The sequence below is a fragment of the Mycobacterium asiaticum genome (assembly GCF_001673315.1).
Taxonomy (GTDB): domain Bacteria; phylum Actinomycetota; class Actinomycetes; order Mycobacteriales; family Mycobacteriaceae; genus Mycobacterium; species Mycobacterium asiaticum_B.
The window spans coordinates 12,195-25,995 of record NZ_LZLQ01000142.1; the positions used below are offsets into that span (position 1 = coordinate 12,195).

Here is a 13,801-nt window from a genome sequence, read left to right on the forward strand (position 1 = left end):
TTCTGGGCTTACTTCATCGCCAGCCACAACAGCGACCCTAACGCACGGCCGACACCGGAGATCGAGACAGACGCCGCACTCAGGGCGGGTACAGACACTTTAGGAACTCAGCCGGAATCCGCGAGGGGACGTCTATCGCCGTCGCGACCGGGTTTGCGTGGCAACCCGGTATGCCCCGACACCTCGATCGGCGGCCTCCCCAGGTACGCCGTCCGCCGAATTCTCAGTGCCGCCACAATGGCCGGATGCGCCCGTTGACGATCCTGCTGACGACGGCACTGCTTCTTGCGTCTGCGGGGTGTGGTGCCAGACCACCGGGCAAACCGCCCGCTGCCGCCGTTGCGGGCGACTTCACCGGTTCGGTCGAGATCGGCAACGGACACCACCTGTACCTCGAATGTCACGGCAGCGGCGGTCCCACCATCATTTTGGAATCCGGCTACCACAACTCGGCGGACCCGTGGAACCAATCCGATGCGGCCGCACCGGCGGTTGGCCCGGCCGTGCTGCCGGCCCTGGCCCGTGGCCATCGGGTCTGCGCGTACGACCGCCCCGGAACCTTGCGCCATTCCGACCCGCCCACCATCGCCGAGCGCAGTTCACCGGTACCGATGCCCCGTACCGCCGCCGACGTGGTGGCGGACCTACATGCTTTGCTGGAAGCCGGACACGTCCCCAGCCCGTATGTCCTCGTCGGGCATTCCCTGGGTGGGCTGTTCATTCGGCTCTATGCCCAGACCCATCCGGAACAGGTCCGGGGACTGGTGTTCGTCGATGCCTTCGGCGTCGAAATACCGGACCTGATGGGATCGGACTGGCCCGCGTACCGACAGGCGCTCGACGCCGCGCCGCCGCAGTTGAAGGATCCGTCGTCGTTCGAAGTGGTCGACATCGATCGCAGTGTGGCGCAGGTGGCGGCCGCTCCCAGCTTTCCGCCGGTGCCGACGGTCGTCTTGACCCGGACGGAGCCCTTCACTATTCCGCCGGATCTGCCGGCCGACAAGAGCGCGAAGTTGGAGCAGGCCTGGCGCGACGCCGCTGCCGCACTCGTCGCGCTACGGCCACAGACGCCCTACATCGAGGCCAGCGGCAGCGACCACTTCGTTCAGATTCACCAACCTGACTTGGTCGCGGCCGCCGCCGAATTGGTGATTCAACGGTCCCCGACCCACTAAGCGTGTGTCGCAGCGCATCTCCCGGCGCGACGACCGGCAAACACGCAGTCGGCCAGCGAGAGCCCGCTGACATAGGAATTGGAGCAGATCCCGGTCGCGGTGCGTCCCGCGCTGAACAACCCGGGAATCGGGGCGCCGGATTCGTCGAGCACGGCGCCGGTGCCCTCGTCAACGCGGATACCACCGAGGGTCAGCATCGGCGTGGGATTGATCAGACTGGGCCGAACGGAGACATTCAGCAGCCGGTACGGACCCGGGCCGACTCGACGGACGAAGTCGGCGGGTTTGCCCGCCGGATCCGGCGCGCCGTCATCGATGGCGTTGTTGTGCGCTTCGACGGTAGCCGCCAGACCGTCGGGGTCGATGGCACAACGTTCGGCCACCTCGCGCAGCGAATCGCCTTTCACCGAATCGAACAACATCAGCGCTGCGGACTGAGCGCGCTGAAACCATAACGGCTGCTTGATCATTTGCCGTCGCGCCTCTTTCATCAGCGCGGCATCAGCCAGGATCCAGCCCTTCCCGTCGTGCTGTCGCACCAACGCATGCCCTACCGCCGCACCGTAACGACTCTCGTCGATCACCCGGCGACCGTGTTGGTCGACGATGAGCGCGTTGATGAAAGCGCTTGGCGGCGTGATGAAGCGCCAGGCCGAGATGTTGTCCATCCGTTCGGCGACGGCTCCCACGCTCTGTGCCAGCGCGATGCCGCTGCCGTCGTCACCGCTGGTGCCCAGTTGCATTCCGCCGAGGTACTGCGGAGCGAACCGCTCGATCCAGTCAGTGTTGGCCATATACCCGCCGGCACAGATGATTACGGCGCGGCGGGCTCGGATCTGCACTGGCCGCGAATATCGCCGCTCGATGTTGCGGAGGCGACGTTCGACTGCCGAGCGCAGCGGCGGGTAGTAGACGCCCGGTTTGGTCGACAGTCCGGCCAGCCGGGCATACAGACGTCGGACCCGGGGTGGCGCGTCATGCAGGGTCGTTGCCTGCACACCGCATACCCGGCCGGAGGGTTCCTGGATCAGCTGGGTGACGCGCGTATGGGGCCGGAGCCGAACACCAAGGGCGAGTGCGGATTTGGCCAACGGCGCGTACATCATTTTTCCGGACACGCCCTTACCCTTCACGCGGTGCCCGCGTTGGACCGGTGGGGTGTGCGCCCGGAAGGCGCCGGAGTTCTCGCTGCCCGAGTGATACAGGTAGTAACGATTGTTCGGATAGGAAGTCTTGTAGGGGCACAGCGTGGAATCAAACGGGACGCCGTAGTCGCTGAGCCAGCGGATCATCTCCGGGCTACCCGCCACGAAGGATTCCAGGGTCTGCGGGCTGACGGCGTCGCCGACCTCGAGCCGAAGGTACGTCAGCATCTGCTCGGCGCTGTCCTGGACACCGGCTTGCTGCTGAACGGCGGTGCCGGCGCCCGCGTAGATGATTCCGCCCGACACCGCCGTCGAACCGCCCCCATTGGCGCGGTCGACCGCGATCACGTCGGCCCCCTGCTCGCGCGCGGCGATCGCCGCGCAGGCGCCCGCCGCACCGAATCCGACCACCACTACGTCGGCCACCCATTCGACGTCCGCGTCCACGGTCAGTCCTCACCCAAAGTGCGGTCTCCATCGATATCACCGATATCGATGACCACCGCGGTGACGTTGTCCGGACCGCCCGCTTTCAGGGCGGCCTCAACCAGACCCGCACAGGCATCGTCGGGATCGGGATGGGCTTCGAGTGTCTCGGCCAAGGCGGCATCGGTGACCACGCCGTGTAAACCGTCTGTGGAAAGCAATAGCCGGTCACCCGGGGACAGGTCGACCGCGGTGGCATCGGGTAAAGCGCACGGCAGCATCGCGACGTGCCGGGTGAGGGTGGCCCGCGACGGGTGTCTTTCGGCGTCTTCGGGGGCGACTTCGCCCGCATCGATCAGGTCCTGGATCACACTGTGGTCGCGGGTCAGTTGCCGCAATTGCCCCTCGCGCAACAGATAAGCGCGGCTGTCACCGAGATGAGCCACCAACGCCCGCGACCCCGCCACAACGGCCGCGACCACTGTGGTGTTGGAGCCGGCCGCGCGGACGTCGGTCCGGGCATAGGCACGGAAGTCGTCGCAGTATTCGACCACCGCGCGCCGCAGCAGGTCGGCCGCATCCTCGGCGTCGACATTTTCCGGATTATCGACGTTTTCCGGATTGAGGTGCCGGTCTACATATGTCGGCAGTAGCTCGACCACCAGGGCAGCGGCGAGCCCCCCGTCGGTGCTGCACGCCACGCCATCAGCGATGACGAACAACGACTGTTCCGGGGCGGCGCCCCAGCGGTCCTGATTGCTGGATCGAAGGTGGCCGATGTCGGACAGACCTGCGAACCGCACGTCCATCCACTCCGCCTTTGTTCGGTCTCCAGCACTCGAGTTGCGGCCATCCTAGTGACCCGGTGCTGGCGAAACCCAAATCACCCACCGGCGCCGAACTCGATTGGCACGGCGATCGGGCCGCCCAGCGCGTTGACCGGTTTCCACGGAGCCGGACCGGTGCGGCGGGCGTTGGGCATCCGCCGCGTCATGACCCTCAGGGCCTCGGCGAGTTCGAGACGGGCCAGATTGGCGCCCAGACAGAAGTGCATCCCGGCGCCGAACGTCTGGATCGGCGGTGCACCCTGGCGGCAGATGTCGGGGCGATCCGGCTCGCGATAGACGGCGGGATCGCGGTTGGCGGCTCCGGTGTTGATCACCACCAGTGTGCCGGCCGGAACCAGGACGCCGGCGATCTCGACATCCGCGAGGGCAGTTCGCAGGGTCACGAAGGTGATGGGCGAATGGCGGATCAGTTCTTCGACGGCACCGGCTGCCAACTCGGGGTGCTCGCCGAGCAGGGTCCACTGCTCGGGATGATCGCACAGCACATGTGCCGCCGCACCCAACTGCATACGAGTTGTATCCGTGCCGCCCAACAGCAGTGCGGCGACGAGCGATCGGAGTTCGTCGCCGCTGAGGCGGTCACCGTCGTCTTCGGCCTGGATCAGCGCGGAGATCAGATCGTCGGTCGGGTTCTGCCGTCGCCGCGCGACCATGTTGTCGATATACGTGTCGAGCGCTTCCCAGGCGGTCATAATCGCGGGCGCCGTACTGGCGGCATCCCAGCTGAATGCTTTCAAGATGTCGTCCGCCCAGTCGGAGAACAGTTCCCAGTCTTCGGCGGGTGCTCCGAGTAGCGCGCAGATGACCGGGATCGGGTACCGGCGGGCCACGTCGGCCACCACATCGCAACGGCCCCTGGTGATTTGGCGATCGACCAGCCCGGTGATGACATCGGTCATCATGGTGCGCAACCGCGCGGCGGCTTTGGGAGTGAAGGCTTTGCTCACCAGTCGGCGCAGCCGACGGTGTTGGTCTCCGTCGAGGCTGAGGATGTTGACGGCGACGCGGTCCCACACCGGTCCGGACGTAATACCCTGTGCGGCAAGGAACATGCCTTGCGGGACGCGCAACCGCGGGTCGCGTAGCGCGGCGTGCACCAGGTCGTAGGTGAGCAGCTCGGGTCCGTAGGGTCCCATCGCGATAGGTGCCCGCGCGCGGGCCTCGCGGATGATCGCGTGGGCTTCGTCGGGGTGTTGGGCGTGTTCGTAGTTGACGGTCGGTAGGCCGGCGTCGAAGACGTTGGGTCGATCGATAGTGGTGGTCATGCCGCTCAGCCTCTGCCGGCGGGAGGAGAAAACCATCGGGGACAACACGCAAATGTGGCAGCGGCTGAGTCTGCGGTTACGGCGATAAAGAGCGAGATGACCGTGCCGTGAGCGCAGAGCCAAAGCGCCCACGACCAGCACGCGGGGTCCGAATACGGGATTTCCCCGATGTTTTCTGGTGGCCGCCGGCCGAATCTGGCTAGCATGACCGAAACGCATCCACGTGTGGACGCACCGCCGGTGAACTGGGGTGAATTGGGTGTGAGCGGGCTGCCGACCGGGACGGTCACCATGCTGCTCGCCGATATCGAGGGTTCGACGAGGCTGTGGGAAACCCAGCCGGCGGAGATGACGGCGGCGGTTGCGCTGTTGGATCGCACGCTCGACGGACTACTCGCAACTTACGGCGGGGTGCGGCCGGTCGAGCAGGGCGAAGGCGACAGCTTCGTCGTCGGGTTCGCTCGTGCCAGCCAGGCTGTCGCCTGTGCCTTGGACCTGCAGCGTGCGCCGTTGGCGCCGTTGCGGTTTCGTATCGGCCTGCACACCGGTGAAGTGCAGTTGCGCGATGAGAACAATTACATCGGTCCGACGGTCAATCGGACCGCGCGTCTTCGTGACCTCGCCCACGGCGGCCAGACCGTCCTGTCCGGCACCACCGAGGATCTGGTCGTCGATGCGCTGCCGGCGGATGCGTGGCTGACCGATCTCGGGACGCACGAGCTGCGCGGTGTTGCGCGCCCCGAGCGGGTCGTACAGCTCTGCCACCCAGACATCAAGAACAACTTTCCGCCACTAAACACTCCGAAAAGGCCGGTCGGCGAACATCTTCCGGCGCAACTCACCAGTTTCGTCGGGCGCAGCGGCGAGGTTGCCGACTTGCGTCAGATGGTCGCCGCCGAGCGGCTGGTTGTCTTGACTGGGACCGGCGGCGTGGGAAAGACGCGACTCGCCATCCAGGTAGCCGGCCAACTGACCGCCGATTTCGATGCCGGAGTCTGGTTTGTCGATCTGGCACCGATCACCGACCCGGGCCTCGTCCCAGCTACGGCGGCCGAAGCCGTGGGCCTCTCCGAGCAACCGGGAAGGTCGACGACGGAGGCGGTCGCACGGTACGTCTCGGACCGTCGGATGTTGATGGTGTTGGACAACTGCGAGCACTTGGTGGACGCGGTTGCCGTTTTCGTCACCGTGTTGCTGGGTGCCTGTCCGAGCCTCACGCTGCTGGCCACCAGCCGCGAGCCCATCGGCGTGGCCGGCGAGGTGACCTGGCGGGTGCCGTCGCTGTCGTTAGAAGACGAAGCCGTGGACCTGTTCGTGGACCGGGCGCGCCGCGTGCGTCCCGACTTCGCCACCCCCGACGACCAGGTCTCCCAGATCGCCCAGGTCGCCCAGGTCCGGGAAATCTGCCGACGCCTCGACGGCATGCCGCTGGCCATCGAATTGGCGGCGGCTCGGGTGCGGGCGTTGTCGCTGGACGAGATCGAAGGAAGTTTGACTGACCGCTTCCGCCTGCTGACCGGTGGGCGGCGCACGGCCGTGCGCCGTCAGCAGACGTTGCGCGCGTCGGTGGACTGGTCCCACGCTCTGCTCACTGAGCCCGAACAGGTGTTGTTTCGCAGGCTCGCGCCGTTCATGGGGGGATTCGATCTCACTGCGGCCAGGGCCGTCGCGGGAGACAACGCCTTCGAGCGCTTCCAACTGCTCGACCAGTTGACGCTGCTGGTGGACAAGTCGCTGGTGGTGGCTGACAACACCGGTGACCGAACGCGTTATCGGTTGCCGGAGACCGTTCGTCAGTACGCGTTGGAAAAGCTCGGCGAATCCGGGGAGGCCGATGCGGTGCGCGCACGTCACCGCGACTACTACACAACGATGGCCGCGATGCTTGATGCGCCCGCCGCCACCGGACACCAACGCCGAGTCGAGGACACCGAAGTCGAAATCGACAATCTGCGAGCCGCTTTCGGTTGGAGTCTGGAAAATCTCGACATCGAGCTCGCGCTGCAGATCGCGTCGTCGCTACAGCCGCTGTGGCTGACCCGCGGCCGGCTGCGGGAGGGACTCGGCTGGATCGATGAGGCGCTGGCCGGCTCTGTCGAGGCCGAGGTGGCGCCGGCGGTGCTGGCGCGGGCGCTGGCCGACGCTGCTCTATTCGACGGGTGGGTCGGGGTGCCGGCGCGACGGGAACAAGCAACTGAAGCGCTCGCGATTGCTCGTCAACTCGACGACCCGGCACTACTGGTCCGCGCCCTCACCGGCTGCGTCGGCACCGCCGCGTTCGAACCCGAACAGGCGGCAACATACTTCGCCGAGGCCATCGAGTTGGCGCGCGACCTGGACGACAAGTGGCGATTGAGCCAGCTGCTCGGGTTCCAGGCGTACGCGGCAACTATGGCCGGCGCCTGCATCTCCGAGGCCGCGGCCGCCGAAGGGCGCGACCTTGCCGAGGCCATTGGTGACCGAGTCGCCTCGGGTCAGTGCCGCCTCTGGGGTATTGCCGGTGGGCGGACGATGCGCGGCGACCTCCAGGGTGCCGAGGACGAATTGCACGACCTACTCGCCGATGCCGAGGCGGCGGGTGATCTCTTCAGCCGGTTCAACGCCCTGATGGCGCTGAGCTTCGTCCTCGGGCGGCATGGCAAGACGGTTGCGGCGCTCGCCGCAGTCGAAACAGCCGTTGAGTCCGTCGCCGAACTCGGCGCGGCTATCGAGGGACTCGGCTATCTCGCGTTGGGTTGGACACTGCTGGCCGCGGGAGATGTCGCGGCCGCGAGGGACGCGCTGGCGAAGGCCTATGGTCGCATCCCGGACGCCGGCTTTGCTTCGACGAACCTGATGTGGCGAGCCCAAGGTGAGTTGGCGGCAGGCAATGTCGTCGCGGCGCGTCGTTGGGCCGATCAGGGGGTAGCGGCAACCGCTGGATATTTTCGGATGCTTGCGCTCAATACACGTGCCCGGGTAGCCCTTGCCGAAGACCATCCGGAAAGCGTCGATGCAGCCGAGCGTGACTTGCACGAAGCGCTGGCGTGTGCGGCCGAGACGGGGGCGCAACTTGGCGTACCCGACGTTTTCGAGGGCCTTGGGGAATTGGCTGCGCGAGCGTCCAGTCACTCGGAAGCGGCCAGGCTCTTCGGCGCGGCGGAAGCCGTCCGTCGGCGCACCGGTGAGGTGCGGTACGCAATCCACCAGGCCGACTACGAAAAGACCGTGTCCGCGCTACGAGACGCGATGGGCCACAACGACTTCGACACGGCGTTCGCCGAGGGTGCGGCGCTGTCGACCGCCGGGGCGATTGCCTATGCGAAGCGCGGCCGCGGCGAACGCAAACGGCCGTCCACCGGCTGGGCCTCGCTAACCCCGGCAGAGCGTGACGTCGTAGGGCTGCTCCGCGAGGGATTGGCCAACAAAGACATTGCCGCCCGGCTGTTCATCTCGCCGCGCACCGTCGAAACACACCTCACTCACGTGTACACCAAGCTCGGTCTGAGCTCCCGCGTCCAACTCGCCCAAGAGGCGGCCCGCCACGCCTGAGTTACCCCTGCTCGCGCCGGAAACTCAGCCGCCGCTCATCCGCTGCGACTCGGGGAGGTCGAGGTAGCGCTCGAGGTTGCGGTGCATGTTGATCACCCTGCGCTCCTCATTGGACAGCACCAGGTGGGTGAGGCCAGGTTGATGCAGTCCGCGCTGCAGGCCCGGCAGCACTCGGATGTCCTGGGTGAGCACGATGCCGGGTTCGGCGGCCTCGGCTGACATCCGGACGTCTGTCGGCTTGGTATGCCCCGCGCCCGGCGGCATCCGCGACATCAGGAACATGACCAACTCACCGCGATCGGGGTTTGGACCGGGGCGCGAACACATAACCGTCAGATGGTCGGCGTTGACCAGGAACGTCATATTCGGGAACACGTTGTACTGGTGCAGGCGGGTGATCCGGTCGGTGTCTGCCCAGTCCAGGTCGACACCGCGACTGGCTGCGAATGCCCTGGTACGGTCGGCGATCAGGTCCTGGACGGTTTGCCCGGGCCTGCGTTCGTCGGCCGGAAACGGCGTGCCCTCGGCAGCGCCCATCAGCGCACCTTGCGTGTAAACGTAGGCGTCCCAAACCTCTTCGTCGCTCAGGGCGCCGTCGAAGCGAGGACTCGGCACACCGTAGGGCTGATCGGATTTGCCGGCGTGAATCGAGATCTGCTGCGGTGCATGGATATCGTCGACACAACGCAACAGTTCCGGATGCAGCGTCTGAACGTGGTAAGTCTCGCTGTAGCCGTCGGCAATCGTCTTCCAGTTGGCTTCGACCTCGACAGTCAGCGTTGCGTAGCAACGGAAGTCGCCGATATTGCACCATGCGATGTCCCGTGGGATCTCGTCCAGGTACTCGATCAGCGGCATCGCGTCGAGGTCGATGTTGACGAAGACCATGCCCTCGAAAGTTTCGACCCGCGCGGGCAGCAACGGAAAGTCGGACAACTTCAGTGCACCGAACCCCTTGCGGTTGGGCACCCGCTTCAGCGTGCCCGCCAGGTCCCAGGTCCAGCCGTGGTAACCGCATTTGAGCTCGCGCAGATCCGAGCCCGAACCGACGCACAGCGAGTTGCCACGATGGCGGCAGGCGTTCTGGAATGCTCGCAACTCGCCGTCGTCACCGCGGACGATCAACACACTGATTGCGCCACAACGGTATTCGAAGTAATCACCCGGTTCGGCGACATGGTCCACCATGCACGCGATCTGCCATACCCGCGGCCACATCCGCTCGCCCTCCAGTGCGGCGAATGCCGGCGAGTAGTAGCGTTCGGCCGGCACCAGGGTGGGCGAGGCCGGCGGGGTGCCGATCGCGTCCTCTTCCCGGGTGCGGGCCGGATTACCCTCGGTCGTCGTCACGGGCATGCACCCCTAACGCGCTCCGCGCACCAACCGACCCGGGCGGGCGCCAGTATCGATGTCCTTGCGGCGGGTTACGGTGCCGCTGACGATCGTGGCCGCGTAACCGCTTGCGCCCTGCAGGATCCGGCGACCCCCGGCCGGGAGATCGAAGGCCATGGCCGCGGGGTGCAGGGTCAGTGCATTCATGTCGATGACATTGATGTCGGCCTTCTTACCGCGCTCGATGGTGCCGCGGTCGGTGAGCCCGAACAGGTGCGCCGTGTCTCGGGACTGCTTGCGGATCACGTACTCCAGCGGCAGTTTCTCACCGCGCTGCCGGTCACGCGCCCAGTGCGTCAAGAGGAAGGTGGGATAGGAAGCGTCACAGATCATTCCGCAATGCGCGCCGCCGTCCGACAGCCCCAACACGCCGGCCGGGTGCAACATCATTTCCCGGATTGCGTCGTGGTTGCCCTCGGCGTAGTTGAACAGCGGCAACATCAGCATGGCCGTCGCGTCCGATTCCAGCATCAGGTCGTAGAGAGTCGAGAGCGGATCCTCGCCGCGGGCCTTGGCAATCGCGGCGACGGTGCGCTCGGGCGTGGGTTCATAGTCCGGCGGATTGCCGAGCGCATACAGCCGTCCCAGCGAGTGTTGGACCATGGCGAACATGCCGTCGAACAACTGGGTCGGGTCGATCGGCAGGTCGTCCTCGGACAGGATCGCGGCTTTGACCGCCGGATCCGCCAGGCGTTGGGCGAGTTCCTCGCGACTGCACTGGGCCTTGAGCTTGCGGTAGGTCGGCCGATGGGTGAAACCGTGATGGCCTTGGAACCCGATCATCATGCCGAATGGGCGTGCCGCGATCTGCGGATGGAGCCGACTGCCTTCGGCGTGCGCGGCGGCCGACACGTCCAACTGTTCCCGCCACAGGTTGGGGTCGGCATCGACCTGGATCAATGCGAACGACACCGGTCGGTCGATCTCGCGACTCAGCCGTCGCATCCACTCCAATTCCTTCTTGGGGCCGACGATGTCCTCGCCGGCGGCTCCCTGCGGTGCCAGCTCGAACACGGCCTGGCCGCCGGCGGCCATGGCGCGGCCGAGGCCGAACAATTCCTCTTCCGCGGCGAACGTGCCGGGCACCGGTTCGCCGTCCATCGCGGTGTGGGCCAGCGTCCGCGACGTCGAGAAGCCCAGGGCACCGGCTTCGACGCCCTCGCGGACCAGTCGGCTCATCGCCTCGATGTCCTCGGGTGTGGCGGGTTCGTTGCGAGCGCCGCGCCCGCCCATCGCGTACGCACGGACGGCCCCGTGGGCGATCTGACTGCCGACGTCGACGGAGAACTGCAGTTTCCCGATCGCGTCGAGGTACTCCGGGTAGGTCTCCCAACCCCAGGTGATGCCCTCGGTCAGGGCGGTGCCGGGGATGTCTTCGACGCCTTCCATCAGCTTGATCAGCCAGTCTTCGCTACCGGGACGAACCGGAGCGAAGCCGACGCCGCAGTTACCGGTCACGATGGTGGTGACGCCGTGGCCGCTCGAGGGCTCGAGCAGGCTGTCCCAACTGACCTGACCGTCGTAGTGCGTGTGGATGTCGACGAAGCCCGGTGCAACGATGTGTCCCGTCGCGTCGATGGTCTCGGCGGCCTCCCCGGCCAACTCGGCGCTGTCCGCGCCGCGAGGAGCGATCTCGACGATCTTGCCGTCCTTGATGCCGATGTCGGCGCGATACCGTTGCGCGCCGGTCCCGTCGACGACGGTCCCGCCAGTGATTTTCAGGTCAAACATGACTGCCTCCGCGGCACGAACCCGGGCTGGGAAATTATTACGCTACGCCGCGTAGCGTATGTATGACGGTATGCGCCCGGTCAGGGCGAGTCAATGACTCAGCAGCGTCAGGCGGTCAACTGGTCGGTGCGGTCAGGTGGTTCCAGAGCAGCAGCACCTCAGTGCCCTGCGGTGTACCGCTGATCTCGGCCTCGTCGGCCAGTGCCTGCATCAACAGAATTCCGCGCCCACGGGAGAAATCCACAGATGATTTGTGCTGACGCCACCGGCCACGGTCTTTGACCCGGACCGCCAGCGTGTCCGAGGCGGCATCGTAGGCCGCCCGCATGTCCATCGTGCCCCGGCCGGGCAGGTCACAGTAGGCGAACTCGGCGACGTTGGCCAAGGCTTCGCTGACTGCCAGCACCAAATCACTGAACCGCTCGGCGCCCAGCGCGAAGTGTCGGTCCAGCCAATTGCGGAACTCGACGCGCAGCCGTGCAGCATTGGAGCCGTCCGCGGCGACACGCGTGCGGACGAAGCTGGATCGGTCGTCGAGAGGCGTCATTTTCGACCGAGGATCAGTGCGTCCAGCCCTCCGGGGTCCGAGCGGTCTTACGCACCAGCGATCCAGCTCAGCGCGTTGTCGAGGGTGCGGTGCAGCGAAAGCAGGCTGTCGATACCCATCAGTTTGATCGGGCGACTGGTGGCAGGTCCGTCGGCGACTACCGCGAACTTCGTGGGCGGCACGACCTCGGCTTGCCCGTTGACCAAAACGCTCAGGCCGGCCGAGGCCAAGAACTCCACCTTGCTCAGGTCCACAATCAGGGCAGCGGGCTTGACGGCCAACGCGGTCGTTATCGCCTCGGCTAACTGCGGGGCGCTGAGCATGTCCACTTCGCCGGAAACGGCCAGCACCACGGCCCCGTCTCTTTCGTGCTGTTCTACCTCGAAAGAGGCTCTATTCACCGGATCGCCGGGTTGATCGACCATGCTTTATCCAAATCCGTCCTTGCGGGAAACACTGCTTTCAGACAACCACGCCAAGCCAGGGCTGTTGATTCAACCCGCCGAGCACCGCCACCGATATGCGCACCGAATACAGCGCTGCGGGAGCTAGCAGACACCGATCTTAAGCCACACGAGCTAAACCCTCACAACCGCCGTCGTCACCGATACCAATGCGCCAGCGCAAACGGGACCTCTGAGCCGGCGCAATCCGGTCAGGGACTTGTGCACGTTGGTAGCGTCGAAGAATGCTCTTTGCCGCGCTGCGCGATATGCAATGGCGAAAACGGCGCCTTGTTATCGCCATTGTCAGTACCGGACTGATCTTCGGCATGACGCTGGTGATGAGCGGCCTGGCGAATGGCTTTCGAGTGGAAGCGCGGCAGACCGTCGATTCGCTCGGTGTCGACGCTTTTGTGGTCAAGGACGGTTCCGCCGGGCCATTCCTGGGGTCGACCCCGTTCCCCGACGTTGACCTGGCCCGGGTGCGGTCCGGGCCCGGGGTATCGGCGGCCGCGCCGTTGGGCTGCGTCGGCACGATCATGCGAGAAGGGTCGTCGACGCGCAATGTCACGGCATTCGGCGCCCCAGAGCGCGGGCCGGGGATGCCGCAGGTCTCAGAGGGCCGGGTGCCGGCCAGACCGGACGAGGTCGCAGCGTCCAGCGTCCTGGGCCGGCGGATCGGCGACACCCTGCAGGTCGGCGCGCATACCCTCCGCATCGTCGGCATCGTGCCGCGCTCGACCGCGCTGGCGAAAATCCCCAACATCTTTCTGACGACCGAGGGACTGCAACGGGTGGCCTACAACGGTCAGCCGATGGTCACCTCGATCGGTGTCAAAGGCACGCCCCAATCGCTACCCGATGGCTACCGCACCTACGACCGAACCGGTGCCGTCGACGACTTGATCCGGCCCCTGCATGTAGCGGTCACCTCCATCACGATCGTGGCGATACTGCTGTGGATCGTGGCGGTTTTGATCGTCGGTTCGGTCGTCTACCTGTCCGCGCTGGAGCGGGTGCGCGACTTCGCGGTGTTCAAGGCGATCGGCACGTCGAACCGCTCGATCCTCGCGGGTCTCGCGCTACAGGCACTCATCGTCTCACTGTTCGCGGCGGCAGTGGGTTTACTGCTGTCCATGTTGTTGGCGCCGTTGTTCCCGATGGTCGTCGCGGTGCCCATGCAGGCATACGTCTTACTGCCGGTGGTCGCGATAGTGATCGGCCTGTTGGCCAGCCTCGCTGGTCTGAGGCGCGTGGTAGCCATCGATCCCGCACTCGCGTTCGGAGGTCCGTAACCA

At 66.0% G+C, this 13,801-nt stretch carries 10 protein-coding genes; 3 read left to right on the forward strand and 7 right to left on the reverse strand.

Features of this window, described 5'->3' with window-relative positions; all coding sequences use genetic code 11:
- The first annotated feature begins 245 nt into the window (after positions 1 to 245).
- Entirely contained in the window at positions 246 to 1,175 is a 930-nt protein-coding gene (locus A5636_RS22940) for an alpha/beta fold hydrolase (RefSeq protein ID WP_065160933.1), read from the forward strand.
- On the opposite strand, the gene A5636_RS22945 is transcribed toward A5636_RS22940, so the two are convergent.
- The 3 genes from A5636_RS22945 to A5636_RS22955 form a co-directional block, all read right to left on the reverse strand.
- Positions 1,172 to 2,767: an FAD-binding protein gene (locus A5636_RS22945; protein ID WP_155763964.1), complete on the reverse strand. Its 1,596-nt coding sequence runs from the start codon at positions 2,765 to 2,767 to the stop codon at positions 1,172 to 1,174. The genes A5636_RS22940 and A5636_RS22945 overlap by 4 nt on opposite strands.
- Before the next feature lie 2 nt (positions 2,768 to 2,769).
- Complete coding sequence (locus A5636_RS22950) at positions 2,770 to 3,555, reverse strand: PP2C family protein-serine/threonine phosphatase (RefSeq protein ID WP_065160935.1); 786 nt, start codon at positions 3,553 to 3,555, stop codon at positions 2,770 to 2,772.
- Between the two features lie 74 nt (positions 3,556 to 3,629).
- A complete protein-coding gene (locus A5636_RS22955) occupies positions 3,630 to 4,859 on the reverse strand; it encodes a cytochrome P450 (RefSeq protein ID WP_065160936.1) in 1,230 nt (409 codons plus the stop codon).
- Positions 4,860 to 5,063: 204 nt separating this feature from the next.
- On the opposite strand from A5636_RS22955, the gene A5636_RS22960 reads away from it, so the two are divergent.
- Entirely contained in the window at positions 5,064 to 8,390 is a 3,327-nt protein-coding gene (locus tag A5636_RS22960) for a helix-turn-helix transcriptional regulator (RefSeq protein ID WP_172827302.1), read from the forward strand.
- A gap of 24 nt (positions 8,391 to 8,414) precedes the next feature.
- Here A5636_RS22960 and A5636_RS22965 read toward each other — a convergent pair whose 3' ends face one another.
- From A5636_RS22965 to A5636_RS22980, 4 genes are all read right to left on the reverse strand, one after another.
- On the reverse strand, positions 8,415 to 9,746 hold the full coding sequence (locus A5636_RS22965) for an aromatic ring-hydroxylating oxygenase subunit alpha (RefSeq protein ID WP_065160937.1): 1,332 nt from the start codon (positions 9,744 to 9,746) through the stop codon (positions 8,415 to 8,417).
- 6 nt (positions 9,747 to 9,752) lie between these two features.
- Entirely contained in the window at positions 9,753 to 11,513 is a 1,761-nt protein-coding gene (locus A5636_RS22970; protein ID WP_065160938.1) for an N-acyl-D-amino-acid deacylase family protein, read from the reverse strand.
- Between the two features lie 115 nt (positions 11,514 to 11,628).
- Positions 11,629 to 12,060 carry an ATP-binding protein gene (locus A5636_RS22975; protein ID WP_065160939.1) on the reverse strand — a complete coding sequence of 144 codons (432 nt, stop codon included), beginning with the start codon at positions 12,058 to 12,060 and terminating at the stop codon, positions 11,629 to 11,631.
- A gap of 47 nt (positions 12,061 to 12,107) precedes the next feature.
- Complete coding sequence (locus tag A5636_RS22980) at positions 12,108 to 12,485, reverse strand: STAS domain-containing protein (RefSeq protein ID WP_065160940.1); 378 nt, start codon at positions 12,483 to 12,485, stop codon at positions 12,108 to 12,110.
- Between the two features lie 263 nt (positions 12,486 to 12,748).
- On the opposite strand from A5636_RS22980, the gene A5636_RS22985 reads away from it, so the two are divergent.
- The gene (locus tag A5636_RS22985) at positions 12,749 to 13,798 is read left to right on the forward strand and encodes an ABC transporter permease (protein ID WP_065160941.1); all 1,050 of its coding nucleotides are present in this window, start codon (positions 12,749 to 12,751) and stop codon (positions 13,796 to 13,798) included.
- Positions 13,799 to 13,801 lie beyond the last annotated feature (3 nt).

Excerpts from the sequence above, each read along its gene's own strand:
- A5636_RS22970 (WP_065160938.1), bottom strand. The coding sequence starts at position 11,513 with ATGTTTGACCTGAAAATCACTGGCGGGACCGTCGTCGACGGGACCGGC.
- A5636_RS22940 (WP_065160933.1), top strand. The coding sequence starts at position 246 with ATGCGCCCGTTGACGATCCTGCTGACGACGGCACTGCTTCTTGCGTCT.
- A5636_RS22975 (WP_065160939.1), bottom strand. The coding sequence starts at position 12,060 with ATGACGCCTCTCGACGACCGATCCAGCTTCGTCCGCACGCGTGTCGCC.
- A5636_RS22985 (WP_065160941.1), top strand. The coding sequence starts at position 12,749 with ATGCTCTTTGCCGCGCTGCGCGATATGCAATGGCGAAAACGGCGCCTT.
- A5636_RS22955 (WP_065160936.1), bottom strand. The coding sequence starts at position 4,859 with ATGACCACCACTATCGATCGACCCAACGTCTTCGACGCCGGCCTACCG.
- A5636_RS22960 (WP_172827302.1), top strand. The coding sequence starts at position 5,064 with ATGACCGAAACGCATCCACGTGTGGACGCACCGCCGGTGAACTGGGGT.
- A5636_RS22980 (WP_065160940.1), bottom strand. The coding sequence starts at position 12,485 with ATGGTCGATCAACCCGGCGATCCGGTGAATAGAGCCTCTTTCGAGGTA.
- A5636_RS22965 (WP_065160937.1), bottom strand. The coding sequence starts at position 9,746 with ATGCCCGTGACGACGACCGAGGGTAATCCGGCCCGCACCCGGGAAGAG.
- A5636_RS22950 (WP_065160935.1), bottom strand. The coding sequence starts at position 3,555 with ATGGACGTGCGGTTCGCAGGTCTGTCCGACATCGGCCACCTTCGATCC.